11 protein-coding genes, 2 tRNA genes and 2 rRNA genes are annotated in these 17,671 nt (G+C 57.8%); 2 read left to right on the forward strand and 13 right to left on the reverse strand.

Annotated features, from left to right (window positions below; genetic code table 11):
- Positions 1–13: 13 nt before the first annotated feature.
- From LJX93_RS22885 to mrcB, 13 genes are all read right to left on the reverse strand, one after another.
- Positions 14–2,906, reverse strand: a 23S ribosomal RNA gene (locus LJX93_RS22885).
- Positions 2,907–3,150: 244 nt separating this feature from the next.
- Positions 3,151–3,226 (reverse strand) — tRNA-Ala (locus LJX93_RS22890).
- A gap of 26 nt (positions 3,227–3,252) precedes the next feature.
- Positions 3,253–3,329: transfer RNA gene (locus LJX93_RS22895), tRNA-Ile, on the reverse strand.
- Between the two features lie 86 nt (positions 3,330–3,415).
- Positions 3,416–4,952, reverse strand: a 16S ribosomal RNA gene (locus tag LJX93_RS22900).
- The 16S and 23S rRNA genes sit together here with 2 tRNA genes alongside, the layout of an rRNA operon.
- A 597-nt stretch (positions 4,953–5,549) precedes the next feature.
- Positions 5,550–6,164, reverse strand: coding sequence for a protein-methionine-sulfoxide reductase heme-binding subunit MsrQ (msrQ, locus tag LJX93_RS22905; protein WP_227696436.1), 615 nt, complete (start codon positions 6,162–6,164; stop codon positions 5,550–5,552).
- Entirely contained in the window at positions 6,164–7,177 is a 1,014-nt protein-coding gene (msrP, locus tag LJX93_RS22910) for a protein-methionine-sulfoxide reductase catalytic subunit MsrP (RefSeq protein ID WP_033701543.1), read from the reverse strand. The genes msrQ and msrP overlap by 1 nt, the downstream gene beginning before the upstream one ends.
- Positions 7,178–7,256: 79 nt before the next feature.
- The gene (gene pssA / locus LJX93_RS22915; protein ID WP_027594991.1) at positions 7,257–8,108 is read right to left on the reverse strand and encodes a CDP-diacylglycerol--serine O-phosphatidyltransferase; all 852 of its coding nucleotides are present in this window, start codon (positions 8,106–8,108) and stop codon (positions 7,257–7,259) included.
- A 149-nt stretch (positions 8,109–8,257) separates the two neighbouring features.
- Positions 8,258–9,274: a ketol-acid reductoisomerase gene (gene ilvC, locus LJX93_RS22920; protein WP_033701544.1), complete on the reverse strand. Its 1,017-nt coding sequence runs from the start codon at positions 9,272–9,274 to the stop codon at positions 8,258–8,260.
- A 55-nt stretch (positions 9,275–9,329) separates the two neighbouring features.
- Complete coding sequence (ilvN, locus tag LJX93_RS22925; RefSeq protein WP_003250040.1) at positions 9,330–9,821, reverse strand: acetolactate synthase small subunit; 492 nt, start codon at positions 9,819–9,821, stop codon at positions 9,330–9,332.
- Between the two features lies 1 nt (position 9,822).
- On the reverse strand, positions 9,823–11,547 hold the full coding sequence (locus LJX93_RS22930; RefSeq protein ID WP_033702567.1) for an acetolactate synthase 3 large subunit: 1,725 nt from the start codon (positions 11,545–11,547) through the stop codon (positions 9,823–9,825).
- Between the two features lie 414 nt (positions 11,548–11,961).
- Entirely contained in the window at positions 11,962–12,288 is a 327-nt protein-coding gene (locus tag LJX93_RS22935; protein ID WP_033701546.1) for a YqcC family protein, read from the reverse strand.
- Complete coding sequence (locus LJX93_RS22940) at positions 12,288–13,076, reverse strand: tetratricopeptide repeat protein (RefSeq protein ID WP_033701548.1); 789 nt, start codon at positions 13,074–13,076, stop codon at positions 12,288–12,290. The genes LJX93_RS22935 and LJX93_RS22940 overlap by 1 nt, the downstream gene beginning before the upstream one ends.
- A gap of 15 nt (positions 13,077–13,091) precedes the next feature.
- Positions 13,092–15,413, reverse strand: coding sequence for a penicillin-binding protein 1B (gene mrcB, locus LJX93_RS22945; protein WP_033701549.1), 2,322 nt, complete (start codon positions 15,411–15,413; stop codon positions 13,092–13,094).
- A gap of 116 nt (positions 15,414–15,529) precedes the next feature.
- Here mrcB and LJX93_RS22950 point away from each other — a divergent pair, with 116 nt between their 5' ends.
- Together LJX93_RS22950 and LJX93_RS22955 are read left to right on the forward strand one after the other, a co-directional pair.
- Positions 15,530–17,092 carry an AAA family ATPase gene (locus LJX93_RS22950; protein ID WP_227696437.1) on the forward strand — a complete coding sequence of 521 codons (1,563 nt, stop codon included), beginning with the start codon at positions 15,530–15,532 and terminating at the stop codon, positions 17,090–17,092.
- 218 nt (positions 17,093–17,310) lie between these two features.
- Positions 17,311–17,589 carry a TfoX/Sxy family protein gene (locus LJX93_RS22955; protein ID WP_047583985.1) on the forward strand — a complete coding sequence of 93 codons (279 nt, stop codon included), beginning with the start codon at positions 17,311–17,313 and terminating at the stop codon, positions 17,587–17,589.
- Positions 17,590–17,671: the final 82 nt, after the last annotated feature.

A 17,671-nucleotide genomic window follows, 5' to 3' on the forward strand; every position in this document is an offset into this window, starting at 1 on the left:
GCTTGGGTGTTATATGGTCAAGCCTCACGGGCAATTAGTATTGGTTAGCTCAACGCCTCACAGCGCTTACACACCCAACCTATCAACGTCGTAGTCTTCGACGGCCCTTTAGGGGATTCTAGATCCCAGTGAGATCTCATCTTGAGGCAAGTTTCCCGCTTAGATGCTTTCAGCGGTTATCTCTTCCGAACATAGCTACCCGGCAATGCCACTGGCGTGACAACCGGAACACCAGAGGTTCGTCCACTCCGGTCCTCTCGTACTAGGAGCAGCCCCTCTCAAATCTCAAACGTCCACGGCAGATAGGGACCGAACTGTCTCACGACGTTCTAAACCCAGCTCGCGTACCACTTTAAATGGCGAACAGCCATACCCTTGGGACCGGCTTCAGCCCCAGGATGTGATGAGCCGACATCGAGGTGCCAAACACCGCCGTCGATATGAACTCTTGGGCGGTATCAGCCTGTTATCCCCGGAGTACCTTTTATCCGTTGAGCGATGGCCCTTCCATACAGAACCACCGGATCACTAAGACCTACTTTCGTACCTGCTCGACGTGTTTGTCTCGCAGTCAAGCGCGCTTTTGCCTTTATACTCTACGACCGATTTCCGACCGGTCTGAGCGCACCTTCGTACTCCTCCGTTACTCTTTGGGAGGAGACCGCCCCAGTCAAACTACCCACCATACACTGTCCTCGATCCGGATAACGGACCTGAGTTAGAACCTCAAAGTTGCCAGGGTGGTATTTCAAGGATGGCTCCATGAGAACTGGCGTCCCCACTTCAAAGCCTCCCACCTATCCTACACAAGCAAATTCAAAGTCCAGTGCAAAGCTATAGTAAAGGTTCACGGGGTCTTTCCGTCTAGCCGCGGATACACTGCATCTTCACAGCGATTTCAATTTCACTGAGTCTCGGGTGGAGACAGCGCCGCCATCGTTACGCCATTCGTGCAGGTCGGAACTTACCCGACAAGGAATTTCGCTACCTTAGGACCGTTATAGTTACGGCCGCCGTTTACCGGGGCTTCGATCAAGAGCTTCGCTTGCGCTAACCCCATCAATTAACCTTCCGGCACCGGGCAGGCGTCACACCCTATACGTCCACTTTCGTGTTTGCAGAGTGCTGTGTTTTTAATAAACAGTCGCAGCGGCCTGGTATCTTCGACCGGCATGGGCTTACGGAGCAAGTCCTTGACCCTCGCCGGCGCACCTTCTCCCGAAGTTACGGTGCCATTTTGCCTAGTTCCTTCACCCGAGTTCTCTCAAGCGCCTTGGTATTCTCTACCTAACCACCTGTGTCGGTTTGGGGTACGGTTCCCAGTTATCTGAAGCTTAGGAGCTTTTCTTGGAAGCATGGCATCAACCACTTCGTCGCCTAAAGGCAACTCGTCATCAGCTCTCGGCCTTGAAATCCCGGATTTGCCTAAGATTTCAGCCTACCACCTTAAACTTGGACAACCAACGCCAAGCTGGCCTAGCCTTCTCCGTCCCTCCATCGCAATAACTGCAAGTACAGGAATATTAACCTGTTTTCCATCGACTACGCTTTTCAGCCTCGCCTTAGGGACCGACTAACCCTGCGTCGATTAACGTTGCGCAGGAAACCTTGGTCTTTCGGCGTGGGAGTTTTTCACTCCCATTGTCGTTACTCATGTCAGCATTCGCACTTCTGATACCTCCAGCAAGCTTCTCAACTCACCTTCACAGGCTTACAGAACGCTCCTCTACCGCATCATCATAAGATGATACCCGTAGCTTCGGTGCATGGTTTGAGCCCCGTTACATCTTCCGCGCAGGCCGACTCGACTAGTGAGCTATTACGCTTTCTTTAAAGGGTGGCTGCTTCTAAGCCAACCTCCTAGCTGTCTAAGCCTTCCCACATCGTTTCCCACTTAACCATGACTTTGGGACCTTAGCTGACGGTCTGGGTTGTTTCCCTTTTCACGACGGACGTTAGCACCCGCCGTGTGTCTCCCATGCTCGGCACTTGTAGGTATTCGGAGTTTGCATCGGTTTGGTAAGTCGGGATGACCCCCTAGCCGAAACAGTGCTCTACCCCCTACAGTGATACATGAGGCGCTACCTAAATAGCTTTCGAGGAGAACCAGCTATCTCCGAGCTTGATTAGCCTTTCACTCCGATCCACAGGTCATCCGCTAACTTTTCAACGGTAGTCGGTTCGGTCCTCCAGTCAGTGTTACCTAACCTTCAACCTGCCCATGGATAGATCGCCCGGTTTCGGGTCTATACCCAGCGACTAAACGCCCTATTAAGACTCGCTTTCGCTACGCCTCCCCTATTCGGTTAAGCTCGCCACTGAATATAAGTCGCTGACCCATTATACAAAAGGTACGCAGTCACCTAACAAAGTAGGCTCCCACTGCTTGTACGCATACGGTTTCAGGATCTATTTCACTCCCCTCTCCGGGGTTCTTTTCGCCTTTCCCTCACGGTACTAGTTCACTATCGGTCAGTCAGTAGTATTTAGCCTTGGAGGATGGTCCCCCCATATTCAGACAAAGTTTCTCGTGCTCCGTCCTACTCGATTTCATTGATAAGAGATTTTCGTGTACGGGGCTATCACCCACTATGGCCGCACTTTCCAGAGCGTTCCACTAATCTCAAACCAACTTAAGGGCTGGTCCCCGTTCGCTCGCCACTACTAAGGGAATCTCGGTTGATTTCTTTTCCTCAGGGTACTTAGATGTTTCAGTTCCCCTGGTTCGCCTCTTGCACCTATGTATTCAGTACAAGATACTCAGCTTATGCTGAGTGGGTTCCCCCATTCAGAGATCTCTGGATCACAGTCTGTTTGCCGACTCCCCAAAGCTTATCGCAGGCTACCACGTCTTTCATCGCCTCTGACTGCCAAGGCATCCACCGTATGCGCTTCTTCACTTGACCATATAACCCCAAGCAATCTGGTTATACTGTGAAGACGACATTCGCCGAAAATTCGCATGCTGCTCAGTTAAGAGCACATCACAAATTTTACCTTAGCCTGATCCACTACCAGTGAAAGTAGTGTTCAGTCTATTTCTATCACATATCCGAATTTTTAAAGAACGATCTGACAAAAGTCAGAAATCAACATTCATCAACGAATGTTCATTTCTAAGTTCTGAGCAGTGCTGCGAAACCTGAAGAGTGGTGGAGCCAAGCGGGATCGAACCGCTGACCTCCTGCGTGCAAGGCAGGCGCTCTCCCAGCTGAGCTATGGCCCCGTATTTTGTAGGCCGCACCAAGTAATTGGTAGGTCTGGGCAGATTTGAACTGCCGACCTCACCCTTATCAGGGGTGCGCTCTAACCAACTGAGCTACAGACCTATAACAGGGTCGCGTTACAGCATCGTCTTTATACAAAGAATCAAGCAATTCGTGTGGGAGCTCATCAGCAGGCTGATGTCGTCGATTAAGGAGGTGATCCAGCCGCAGGTTCCCCTACGGCTACCTTGTTACGACTTCACCCCAGTCATGAATCACACCGTGGTAACCGTCCTCCCGAAGGTTAGACTAGCTACTTCTGGTGCAACCCACTCCCATGGTGTGACGGGCGGTGTGTACAAGGCCCGGGAACGTATTCACCGCGACATTCTGATTCGCGATTACTAGCGATTCCGACTTCACGCAGTCGAGTTGCAGACTGCGATCCGGACTACGATCGGTTTTGTGAGATTAGCTCCACCTCGCGGCTTGGCAACCCTCTGTACCGACCATTGTAGCACGTGTGTAGCCCAGGCCGTAAGGGCCATGATGACTTGACGTCATCCCCACCTTCCTCCGGTTTGTCACCGGCAGTCTCCTTAGAGTGCCCACCATAACGTGCTGGTAACTAAGGACAAGGGTTGCGCTCGTTACGGGACTTAACCCAACATCTCACGACACGAGCTGACGACAGCCATGCAGCACCTGTGTCAGAGTTCCCGAAGGCACCAATCCATCTCTGGAAAGTTCTCTGCATGTCAAGGCCTGGTAAGGTTCTTCGCGTTGCTTCGAATTAAACCACATGCTCCACCGCTTGTGCGGGCCCCCGTCAATTCATTTGAGTTTTAACCTTGCGGCCGTACTCCCCAGGCGGTCAACTTAATGCGTTAGCTGCGCCACTAAAATCTCAAGGATTCCAACGGCTAGTTGACATCGTTTACGGCGTGGACTACCAGGGTATCTAATCCTGTTTGCTCCCCACGCTTTCGCACCTCAGTGTCAGTATCAGTCCAGGTGGTCGCCTTCGCCACTGGTGTTCCTTCCTATATCTACGCATTTCACCGCTACACAGGAAATTCCACCACCCTCTACCGTACTCTAGCTTGCCAGTTTTGGATGCAGTTCCCAGGTTGAGCCCGGGGCTTTCACATTCAACTTAACAAACCACCTACGCGCGCTTTACGCCCAGTAATTCCGATTAACGCTTGCACCCTCTGTATTACCGCGGCTGCTGGCACAGAGTTAGCCGGTGCTTATTCTGTCGGTAACGTCAAAACAGCAAGGTATTCGCTTACTGCCCTTCCTCCCAACTTAAAGTGCTTTACAATCCGAAGACCTTCTTCACACACGCGGCATGGCTGGATCAGGCTTTCGCCCATTGTCCAATATTCCCCACTGCTGCCTCCCGTAGGAGTCTGGACCGTGTCTCAGTTCCAGTGTGACTGATCATCCTCTCAGACCAGTTACGGATCGTCGCCTTGGTGAGCCATTACCCCACCAACTAGCTAATCCGACCTAGGCTCATCTGATAGCGCAAGGCCCGAAGGTCCCCTGCTTTCTCCCGTAGGACGTATGCGGTATTAGCGTTCCTTTCGAAACGTTGTCCCCCACTATCAGGCAGATTCCTAGGCATTACTCACCCGTCCGCCGCTGAATCGAAGAGCAAGCTCTTCTCATCCGCTCGACTTGCATGTGTTAGGCCTGCCGCCAGCGTTCAATCTGAGCCATGATCAAACTCTTCAGTTCAATACTGCTTGGGTTTTTAAGAAACCCTAAACTTGGCTCAGCAATCTCAAATGACTATGTGATTTCTCGCATGGTCACTTGTGATGCTGATAATCTTTGTGACTATCAGTCCGTACTCACAAGCACCCACACGAATTGCTTGATTCAATTTGTTAAAGAGCGGTTGGTCAAGAGCTTTTCGTCTCAACCGAGGGGCGCATTCTACGCTTTCCTCATTTACTGTCAAGCGTTTATTTTGAAGTTTTTTGCGAGAAACTCGTTTAGCTTCAAACACTTGACTCGCTGCGATCTCTCGTAGCGGGAGGCGAATCATACAGCGTTTAGAAGCGCTGTCAACCACCATCTTAACCGCTGACGACCTTTCGATCGGAGCCCTTCAAACTTCGTCTTGACTATTTAACTCATTGAATCTCAAGGAGTTTTTCGTTCCGACTACGCTGGAAGTGGGGCGCATTATAAGGGGATTCGAAATCGCGTCAACCCTTAATGTTCATTAAAGTGAAATAACCGCAGAAAAGACCGTATCAAGGCTGACAGGTGCCCGCCATTACCCTTTCGGCGCCCCCCCACAAACCCAACGACGAGCAAGCCACACCCCTACGAAGCCACTCCCCCCCGCCGCCCCACCAACCGCGGCACGCGCCGCGCTACTGCGGGAATCCGCAATACCATCAGCAAGCCACCAATGCCCGCATAGATAGCCCACTCCCGCAGGTCCGAGCGCACAATCCACAGAAAATGCAGCAACCCCAACCCCAGAATCACATACACCAGCTTGTGCAGCTTTTTCCAACGGGCCCCCAACCGCCGCTGGCTGTACCGATTGGAGGTGACCGCCAGGGCCAGCAAACCAAGAAAACCCAGCGCACCCACAAAAATGTAGGGCCGCTTGCGTAGCTCGACAGCCAACTGCCCCCAGTCCAACCCCAGAATAAAGAACAGATAACAAAGGATGTGCAGCACGATATAAGCAAAACACCACAGCCCCAGCTGCCGGCGCACGACGATCCAGCCCGACCACCCGGTCAGCCGCTGCAACGGCGTCATGCACAACGTCACCAGCAAGAACGTCAGCGCACCCAAACCCAGCCGGTCCATCAGGATCTTGCCCGGGTCAGGCCCCAGCAGGCTCATCGCCGCTTCATACAACCACCAAAGCGGCAACGCGCACCCCACTATAAAGATGGCCAGGCGCAACCAGGGATAACGCATCAATAGTTCTTCCGCAGGTCGAGGCCGGTATACAGCGACGCCACCTCATCGGCGTAGCCATTGAACATCTGGGTCTGCCGCACATTGGGGCTGAACAGGCCACTGGGTAAACGGCGTTCACGCGCCTGGCTCCAACGCGGGTGATCGACTTCCGGGTTGACGTTGGCATAGAAGCCATACTCGTCTGGCGCCAGCCCCTCCCAGGTGGTTTGCGGCTGCTCGGCCACCAAGCTGATACGCACGATCGACTTGATGCTCTTGAACCCATACTTCCACGGCACCACCAGCCGCAGCGGCGCGCCATTCTGGTTAGCCAGCTCGCGGCCATACATGCCCACCGCCAGAATCGCCAAGGGGTGCATCGCCTCATCCAGGCGCAACCCTTCTCTATAAGGCCAGTCGATCAAGGCAAAGCCTGAGCGCTGCCCGGGCATATGCTCCGGGTCCTTCAAAGTCTCGAATCGCACGTAGCGCGCTTTCGATGTCGGCTCTACCTGTTTGAGTACCTGAGCCAGCGGGAAGCCAAGCCAGGGGATGACCATTGACCAGGCCTCGACACAGCGCAACCGGTAGATGCGCTCTTCGAGCTGATACGGCTTGACGAAGTCTTCGAGGGCATAGCGCCCTGGCTTACCAACCTCGCCATCGACCACCACCGACCACGGCTCGGTCTTCAAGCTATTACCATTGGCCGCTGGGTCGCCCTTGTCAGGCCCAAACTCATAGAAGTTGTTGTACTGGGTCGCATCTTTGAACGGGGTGATGGCCTCGCCCTTGACCGTTACCGCCTGCCATTGCGTGGCAGCCAGCTTGTCGCTGAACCAGCCTGGTGCGGCGCCCGCCTCGACATCAGCGTAACGGCTGGCCTCGGCCGCATGCGCCAGGCCTGGCAGTGCGCCCAGGGCTAGCCCTGCCAGCGAACCACCGAGCAAGCTGCGACGAGAGAGATAGAGACCTTCGGGGGTGATCTCCGATGCATTGCACTCGGACGACCTGGGTAGCTTGATGAGCATGGACGGCTCCACAGCACTGGATAACGGATGTACCAGTAAGACTATGGAGCCGGAGGGTTATTCCATCATTAAATCATTGTCACGACTTACGACGGCGAGACCGCAGCAGGAACTGGATCGGCCCAGACGCCGCGTAGGCCAGGAAGATCAGCAGCAGAATGCGGGGCGGGTCGCTGAAGACCACCGCGAATACCAGCACCACAGCCAGGATAGCCACAAACGGCACGCGCCCTTTGAGGTCGAGCTCCTTGAAGCTGTTGTACTTGATGTTACTGACCATCAGCATGCCGGCAGCCGCAACCAGCAGCGCCACCAGGAACGACAGCTTGGAGCCCTGGATGCCGTAGTCACTGAAGGCCCACACGGTACCTGCAACCACCCCGGCAGCGGCCGGGCTGGCCAGGCCGATGAAGTAACGCTTGTCGGCGGTACCCACCTGGGTGTTGAAGCGCGCCAGCCGCAGAGCGGCTCCCGCCACATAGATGAAGGCGACCATCCAGCCGACCTTGCCCATGTCGCCCAGTGCCCAGCCAAAGGCCAGCAGCGCCGGGGCCACACCGAAGGCGACCATGTCCGACAGCGAATCGTACTCGGCGCCGAAGGCGCTCTGGGTGTTGGTCATGCGTGCTACACGGCCATCAAGGCCATCGAGCACCATGGCAACGAAGATAGCGATGGCGGCGAAGGCGAAGTACTTGCTTGCCTCGCGCGGGTCACCGGCGCTCAGCGCACTCTGCGCGCTCATCGAGTTGATGATGGAATAGAAGCCGGCGAACAGGTTGGCGGTGGTGAACAGGTTGGGCAGCAAATAAATGCCGCGATGCCGGACCTTGCGCCCTTCGGCGTCATGGCCTTCTTCAATGTGCTCATCGACAGGTAGCAGGCTTTCGGCGTCGGAGGGCTTGTTCGGCTCTTCGGGACGTTCGCTCATGTAGGGTACCTTGCAACAGGGTGGAATATGTTCGACACGGGCCTGCGAAACAGGTTCTGACGGCAGGCCACTGGTCTGCTTTATACCAGATGCCGGCTGCCTAAACGAAAAAACGCGGCCGAAGCCGCGTTTTTCATGTTGCGAGAAACTTAGTTCTTGGCTTTGTCGACGATCTTGTTCGCCGAGATCCAAGGCATCATCGAGCGCAGTTGCTCGCCGATGACTTCGATGCCGTGGGCAGCGTTGTTGCGGCGCTTGGCGGTCATCGATGGGTAGTTGGTGGCACCTTCGGAGATGAACATCTTCGCGTACTCGCCGTCCTGGATGCGCTTCAGAGCGTTGCGCATGGCCTTGCGGGATTCTTCGTTGATGACTTCTGGGCCGGTGACGTACTCACCGTACTCGGCGTTGTTCGAGATCGAGTAGTTCATGTTGGCGATGCCGCCTTCGTACATGAGGTCAACGATCAGCTTCAGCTCGTGCAGGCACTCGAAGTAGGCCATTTCTGGCGCGTAGCCCGCTTCGACCAGGGTTTCGAAACCGGCTTTGACCAGCTCGACGGTACCGCCACACAGAACAGCCTGCTCACCGAACAGGTCGGTTTCAGTCTCGTCCTTGAAGGTGGTTTCGATGATGCCGGTACGGCCGCCACCGACGCCTGCAGCGTAGGACAGCGCAACGTTTTTGGCGTTGCCGGAAGCGTCCTGGTAGATAGCGATCAGGTCAGGGATGCCGCCGCCTTTGACGAACTCGGAACGCACGGTGTGGCCCGGGGCTTTCGGCGCGATCATGATCACGTCGAGGTCGGCACGCGGAACAACCTGGTTGTAGTGGATAGAGAAGCCGTGGGAGAAGGCCAGGGTGGCGCCTTTCTTGATGTTCGGCTCGATCTCGTTCTTGTACAGAGCGCCTTGGAACTCGTCCGGGGTCAGGATCATGACCAGGTCGGCAGCAGCGACAGCGGTAGCCACGTCGGCAACTTTCAGACCGTGGGCTTCGGCCTTGGCAACGGTGGCCGAGCCTTTACGCAGACCGACGGTAACGTCTACACCGGAGTCTTTCAGGTTGCACGCCTGGGCGTGGCCTTGGGAACCGTAACCGATGATGGCGACTTTCTTACCCTGGATGATGGAAAGGTCGCAGTCTTTATCGTAGAAAACTTTCATGAAAATACCCCTGGTTATATCTCGGCCCCTGCGGAGCCATCGCTAATTTTTGAATTTAGATGCTGAGCACTTTGTCGCCACGGGCAATGCCGGTGACGCCACTGCGCACGGTTTCGAGAATCGATGCGGTGCCGATGGCCTGGATGAAGCTGTCCAGTTTGTCGCTGGTGCCGCTCAGTTGCACGGTGTACACACTGGCGGTCACATCGACGATCTGGCCACGGAAGATATCCGTGGTGCGCTTGATTTCGGCGCGCTGGGCTCCGGTGGCCTTGACCTTGACCAGCATCAGTTCGCGCTCGATATGAGCGCTTTCCGACAGGTCGACAAGCTTCACCACTTCGACGAGCTTGTTCAGGTTCTTGGTGATCTGCTCGATCACTTCGTCATGGCCAACGGTGGTCAGCGTCAGACGCGACAGGGTCGGGTCTTCGGTCGGCGCCACGGTCAGGCTTTCAATGTTGTAGTTACGCTGGGAGAACAGGCCAACGACGCGAGACAAGGCACCGGGTTCGTTTTCCAGCAGCAGGGAAATGATGTGCCGCATATCAGGTACGCTCCGTCTTGCTCAGCCACATGTCACGCATCGAGCCATCCTTGATCTGCATCGGATAGACGTGCTCGGTACGGTCAACCGCGATGTCGATGAACACCAGGCGGTCTTTCATCGCAAACGCCTCTTCCAGCTTCGGCTTGAGGTCCTTCAGGCTGGTGATGCGGATACCCACATGGCCATAGGCCTCGGCCAGCTTGATGAAGTCAGGCAGCGACTCGACATAGGAGTGCGAATGACGGCCGTTGTACGCCATGTCCTGCCACTGGCGGACCATGCCCAATACACCGTTGTTCAGGTTGACGATTTTTACCGGCAGGCCGTACTGCATGCAGGTAGACAGCTCCTGGATGTTCATCTGGATACTGCCTTCGCCAGTGACGCACGCCACGTCCTGATCCGGGAAGTTGAGCTTGACGCCCATGGCCGCCGGGAAACCGAAGCCCATGGTGCCCAGGCCACCGGAGTTGATCCAGCGGTTAGGCTTGTTGAAGCGGTAGTACTGCGCCGCGAACATCTGATGCTGGCCAACGTCGGAGGTGACGAAGGCATCGCCCTTGGTCACTTCGCACAGGGTTTCGATCACGGTCTGCGGCTTGATGACGCTGCCGTCCCCTTTGTTGTAAGGGAAAAGGTCGCCATCGCCACGCCACTCGTCAATCTGCTTCCACCAGGCTTCTGCGGCGGCCTTGTCAGGCTGCTCGCCGATTTCCTTGAGGATGCCGAGCATCTCGTTCAAGACGCTGTCGACCGGGCCCACGATAGGCACGTCGGCCTTGATCATCTTGGAAATCGACGCCGGGTCGATGTCGATGTGGATGATCTTGGCATTCGGGCAGAACTTGGCCGGGCCGTTGACCACGCGGTCATCGAAGCGCGCGCCGACGGCGAAGATGACGTCGGCATTGTGCATGGCCATGTTGGCCGTGAAGCTGCCGTGCATGCCGAGCATGCCGACGAACTGACGGTCGGTACCCGGGTAGCTACCCAGACCCATGAGGGTATTGGTAACCGGCAGGTTCAGCGACTTGGCGATTTCGGTCAGGGCTTCGGAGCCACCGCCGAGGATCACGCCACCACCGGCATAGACAATGGGGCGCTTGGCAGCCAGCAGCATCTCGGCGGCCTTGCGGATCTGGCCGGAGTGGCCACGTACCGCCGGGCTGTAGGAGCGCAGCTTGACCTTCTTCGGATAGACGTACTCGAACTTCTCGGCCGGGTTGGTCATATCTTTTGGAATGTCGACCACGACCGGGCCGGGACGGCCGGATTGCGCCAGATAGAAGGCTTTTTTCAGAACTTCAGGGATCTCGGTGGCATTCTTGATCATGAAGCTGTGCTTCACGATCGGCCGCGAGATACCGATCATGTCGGTTTCCTGGAAGGCATCGGTACCCACCATGGTGCTAGGCACCTGGCCGGAGAGGATGACCATCGGAATCGAATCCATGTAGGCGGTGGCAATGCCGGTGATGGCATTGGTCGCACCCGGGCCGGAGGTTACCAGCACCACACCGGCCTTGCCGGTGGCACGGGCGTAGCCGTCCGCCATATGGGTCGCAGCCTGTTCGTGACGAACCAGGATGTGTTCGACTTCCGGTTCCTTGAACAGGGCGTCGTAAACATGAAGAAGAGCACCGCCAGGGTACCCGTAGATGTGCTTAACGCCTTCGTCACGCAAGAAGCGGACGACCATCTCAGCGCCAGATAAAAGCTCCACGTTGTTCACCTCTAAAACGCCAGAATACCGTCCCTAGTGGACGGGTCTTAATAGGTTTACTGCCAAGCAGAGCACGAGCGAACGTCAGCACTGACTGAGCAAGTATTGGGAGCGCCCCAGAGTGTTGCGGGGTTTTCCCACCCAGCGCGAGGTAACGCGTTGCGGGGTGTTGCAGGTCGGCGCGGGTGTGCGCCTCATGATCTGCTTAGCGGGTCTGCTTCTGGCAGTCCCTCTACAGCGGAAGTTGGATTCTTGTGATTTGGCGGCTACAAGTCAAGAAAAATTATTGCCAATTTTTCCTCAAGATGAATTCCTGCCACCACTAAAAAGGATACCAGCAGCAGAATTAATAAGATTTCCATAAAAAAGGGCCACAATCTGCGGCCCTTGAAGGAAAAAGAGAAGAAATCAGGCTCAAGCAGCGATCAATTGATCGAACTCTGCTAGCAGGCGCCGTAGCTCGCGACTCTGCTCCGGGCGATCGGTGAACACCGTTTCGGCCATTACCAGAATGCCCGACGCGTTAGGCAGCGGCTGGCCTAGCTCAATGATGATCTTCATGCGCGGCAGGAAGATCCATTGCAGCCACTGCTCCAGGCTCATGGTGTCGACCGCGAAGGGCACGGTGCTGGCCAGCGCTTCATCGCTGGGCGGCTCATCGCCCCACCAGCCCTGCACCTTCAGTTCACGCTCGATCAGCAGCAGGTGGTCGGCGATGTCCAAAATGCGTTGCTCGATCATTACGAGTTCACCCGTGCCTTCTGCCGCGCCAGCGCCGCACCGGCACTGTCACCTTGCTTCTCGCGGGCCTGGGCGATGGTGTTCCACAGTTCGGCCTGCAGGTCAGGGCGGCCATTGGCATAGGTCAGGGCTCGGCGGGCCAACTGCTCGGCCTGCGCGGCATCACCCTGGGCCAGGCGCACCTGGGCCAGGCGGAACAGCACCTGCGGTTCGCGCGGCGCGATACGCTGGGCACGCTCCAGGCTCGACGAAGCACCATTGAAGTCGCCACTGCCCTGTTGTTGCTGGGCAGTGGTCAACAGCGCCAGCACTGGCCCGTCGAGCTGTTCATCGGCAGACAGCCCACCGGCTGCGGCAGTGCTACGCGGAATACCGGTCGGCGCGCTACTGGCTTTCGCCGGGCTGTTCATCGACGCGATGTCGAACGGTTCGTCGGCAATCGGGTTGGGGTTGGTGGTCATCGGCCCGGTGGAGACCGGGCCAGGGGTAATCGGCATGGCGCTGATCGGTGCCGCCCCATTGGCGGCCGGGAACGTCTGGATGCCCGAGGCACCGGCACCCTGCGGAATCATCACGGTCACGCCGGAGTCCTCAGGCAGCGTTTGCGCTTGTGAGGTGCCGCTGTTCATGCCAGCCGCCGAGCGGTTGGCCGTTACGCGTTCACTGTTGGACACGCGCGTGCTCGAGTCGACCACCGGGATATTGCCACGCTGGACGCTGGAGCAACCCTGAAGCACAACCAACGCCGTCAAGGCAGGAAACAGCCACTTATTCACTTCACACCTCATCAATGCAGCTCGCGCTTAATTCATCCAGCCTTTGACCCAGTCCATGACCGATTCTGCCGGATTCTGCTCACCGCCACAGGTTGCCCCGGCGGGCGGTTCGCTGCCGCGAATATACGGCATCTGCACCGCTCCCGGACAGCTGCCATCAGAACCTTGCCCGCTGTACGGGTCGATCCAGGCTTGCACGATGTTGTCCGGCTGCGGCATGTCCAGCGGCAACGGGTCGGCCTTCTTCATGAAGCTGGTCCAGACCTGCAGGGCGCCAGTGGCACCGGTGAACGGCGTCTTGCCGTTATCGTCGCGGCCCATCCACACCACCGCCAGCAGGTCCTGGCTGAAGCCGGAGAACCAGCTGTCACGCGAGTCGTTGCTGGTACCGGTCTTGCCGGCCAGGGTGAGCGAACGCGGCAACACGTTGTACACCGAACGGCCGGTACCTTCGCGCATCACCCGTTGCATGGCGTTCTGCACCAGGTAGATGGAACCCGGGTCGAAGGTTTGCTGAATCTGGAACGGGTAGCGCTTGAGCGGTTCGCCCTCGGCGGTCAGCACGCTGCGGATACCGCGCATCGGCGTGTTGAAACCACCATTGGCAATCGTCTGGTACATGGTCGCGACCTGCATCGGCGACATACCACCGGCCCCCAGCAGCATCGCCGGGAAGGCTGGCCAATCGACATTCACGCCCAGCCGACCAATGGTCTTGATCACATTGGGCACGCCCACTTCCAGGCCGAGCTTGGCCGTCGACAGGTTGTAGGAGTTGGCCAGGCCCTGGTACAGATAAATGGTGCCATGGGGCCGGCGGTCATAGTTCTGCGGGCGCCAGACCTGGCCGTTGGCCCCTTTGACCGAGAACGGCTCGTCCTGTATCCAACTGGTCAGGGTGTATTTGCTGGGCTGCTCCAGGGCGGTCAGGTACACCGCCGGCTTGACCAGTGAACCGATCGGCCGCACTGCGTCGATGGCCCGGTTGAAGCCGGCAAAGCCCGACAGACGGCTGCCGATCAGCGCTTGGACTTCCCCGGTTTCCGGGTTGGTCACGACCATCGCCGACTCGACCTCGTCAGCCCCCTTGCGCCCGGCCAGGCGCTTGAAGGTCTCGTTCATCGAGGTTTCGGCCTTCATCTGCAGGATCGGGTCGAAGCTGGTGAAGATACGCAGGCCTTCTTCGGTCAAGTCTTCGTCGCGGTAGTCCTGGCGCAACTGGCGCTTGACCAGGTCGAGGAACGCCGGGAACGAGCTGTCTGCCAGGCTGCCGCGCTTGGTCACGCCCAGCGGCATCTTCTTCGCCGCCTCGATCACGTCCTTGCTCGCCACGCCCTGCTCGGCCAGCAGGTCGAGCACCAGGTTACGACGGGCCAGGGCGCGGTCAGGATAACGCCGCGGGTTGTAGTAGGACGGCCCCTTGACCATGCCCACCAGCAAGGCGATCTGGTGCAGCTTGAGCTCTGACAGCGGTTGGCTGAAGAAGAACTGGCTGGCCAGGCCGAAGCCATGCACCGCACGCTGGCCGTCTTGGCCGACGAATACCTCGTTGAGGTAGGCCTCGAGGATCTCGCGCTTGTCGTAATGCAGCTCCAGCAGCACGGCCATCATCGCTTCAGTCAGCTTGCGGCTGAGGCTGCGCTCGCTGGTGAGGTAGAAGTTCTTCACCAACTGCTGGGTCAGGGTACTGCCGCCCTGGCGCATGGCCCCGGACGAGGTGTTGACCCACACCGCACGGGCGATGGACTTGGGCGACACGCCAAAGTGGCTGTAGAAGTCGCGGTCCTCGGTTGCCACCAGGGTTTCGAGCAGGTACGGCGGCACCTGATCGATCTTGATCAGGATGCGGTCTTCGAGGTTTTTCGGGTAAATGCCGCCGATCATCAACGGCTCCAGGCGTACCACATCGAGCTTGCCGTTGTTGGCGCCGGAAAGCCCGGCGACATAATCGCCAGAGAAGCGCACGCGCACGAACTGCGCTGGCTCCATCCCTTCGTAGAACTGAAAACCACGGGTATTGAGGTCGACGGTATTACCGTTGACTGCCGCTGCGCCCGGGCCGTTGGCCGCGCTTTCACGGCGATAGCCAAGGGCGTCGAGTTCGGTGAGGAAGTCGTTCTTGCTCAGTTTTTGGCCGACGAACAGCTCCAGCGGCCGGGCATACACCTTGGCCGGGATGGTCCAGCGCTTGCCGGAGAACTTTTCCTGGACGACAGCATCGAGGTAAACCGCGAAGCCGGCGATGATCACCAGGCCGACCAGGCTGAGCTTCAAAGCCCAGCCCAGCCAGGCGCGAGAGCGGCCGGTCGGGCGTTTCTGAGGGGTACGAGCGTTTCGAGTTCGAGTCATGGCGGCGGATTATACGCACTTTGTAAAGGCTGGGCAGGCGCCCCCGGCGGTATGCAGGGACGGCACCATTGACCATAATGGCGCATTCGAATTCCCTGCCCTCGGAAGGATTTCCCGTGAGCCAAGCTCTTATTACTGCGTTGCAGAACCCAGCCCTCTACCCTCACCCCGTGGATGGGTTCCAACTCATCGAGACGCATATCTCCTGGGTCCTGTTGACTGGCGAGTACGCCTACAAGGTCAAGAAGCCAATGAACTTCGGCTTCCTCGACTTCACCCGCCTGGATCAGCGCGCGCATTTCTGTAACGAAGAATTGCGCCTGAACCAGCGCCTGACCGAAGACCTGTACCTTGAAGTGCTGCCGATCACCGGCAGTGCCGAAGCCCCGCAAATCGGCGGCGAGGGCGAGGCCATCGAGTACGCACTGAAGATGCGCCAGTTCCCCCAAGGGCAGATGCTCAGCACCTTGCAGGCCAACGGCGAGCTCAACGCCGAGCACATCGACCAGATGGCCCGGCAGGTTGCCGAATTCCACCTGCAGACGCCCAAGGTGCCGGCAGAGCAACCTTACGGCTCACCTGAAAGCGTGATGGCCCCGGTCGAGCAGAATTTCGAACAGATCCGCCCATTCCTCACCGACAAGGCCGACCTGCAGCAACTGGACAACCTCCAGGCCTGGGCACGTAGCAGCTTCGAGCGGCTCCAAGGCCTGTTCGCGGCCCGCAAGGCCAATGGGTTCACCCGTGAATGCCACGGTGACATCCACCTGGGCAACGCCACCGTGATCAACGGCAAGGTGGTGATCTTCGACTGCATCGAGTTCAACGAACCGTTCCGCATGACCGACGTCTGGGCCGACACCGGCTTCCTGGCCATGGACCTGGAAGACCGTGGCCTCAAGTGCCTGGCCCGGCGCTTCGTCAGCCAGTACCTGGAACTGACCGGCGATTATGAAGGCCTGGAAGTGCTGAACTTCTACAAGGCCTACCGCGCCTTGGTGCGCGCCAAGGTGGCGCTGTTCAGCATGCCGGCCGACGCCGATGGCGTGCAACGCGCCACGACCCTGCGCACCTACCGCAACTACGCCAACCTGGCGGAAAGCTACAGCGCCATCCCTTCGCGGCTGCTGGCCATCACCCATGGCGTCTCGGCAGTGGGCAAGAGCCACGTGGCGATGCGCCTGGTCGAGGCCCTGGGCGCGATCCGCGTACGCTCCGATGTCGAGCGCAAGCGCCTGTTCGGCGAACAGCAGCAAGCAAACGTCGGCCAGCTGACTGCCGGCATCTATGACCAGGATGCCAGTGCCGCCACCTACCAGCGCCTGCACGAGGTAGCGGAGACGGTATTGCGCGCGGGCTTCCCGGTCGTGCTGGATGCCACCTACCTCAAGCGTGAACAGCGCCAGGCGGCGGCGGATGTCGCCAACCAGACGGGCGTCCCCTTCTTGATCCTCGATTGCCACGCACCGGAGGCGGTCATTGCCAGCTGGCTGGCCCAGCGCCAAGCCGCAAACAGCGACCCGTCGGACGCCACCCTGGAGGTGGTCAAGGCGCAACAGGCCAGCCGTGATGGGTTGAGCGAGGAAGAACTGCTGGTCAGCAAGCGCGTCGACACCCAGGAAGGTGCCAGCATGGACCAGGTGATCGAACAGGTGCGTCAGCGCTTGCCGGGCCTGTAATCCTCGCAGGGCCCCTGTGGTAGCGGGTAAACCCGCACCACTGGGGCCCTGCCACACCAAAAGAGGCGGCTACTGAAAAGCCAGGAGGCCCCGTATTCAGGGCTGTTCGTCGCCACAGATGGCAAAAAGCCGCGCATTTTCCAAGCCCCGCTACACTCCTCTCTGACCTGCTCGCGATTTATCCCCCAAGACCCGTTCAGCCATCGCAAGGAGGCTCGATGAACGATGAATTGCAGCATCTGAAGAATCTTGGCAAGACCTCTGCGCAGTGGTTGCACGCAGCCGGTATCCACAGTGCGTCGGATTTGCGCCGCCTGGGCGCGGTGGGTGCGTACCAGGCTGTAAAAACGCGAGGGTTCCGGGCCTCTAAAGTGCTGTTGTACGCCATAGAAGGCGCGTTGCTGGACATGCACTGGAATGATTTGCCGATCGAACGAAAGGAAGCGCTCAATCAACAACTGGATGAAAAAAGACCTCCGCAAAAAAATTCAAAATAAACCTGTGCAGGGGATTGACTCCGAAATGAGAATCGTTATGATTATCACAACTGGTCGCGAGACTGGTTGGATAAACTGAAAG

This window comes from Pseudomonas sp. HN2-3 (assembly GCF_020691745.1).
GTDB lineage: Bacteria > Pseudomonadota > Gammaproteobacteria > Pseudomonadales > Pseudomonadaceae > Aquipseudomonas > Aquipseudomonas capeferrum.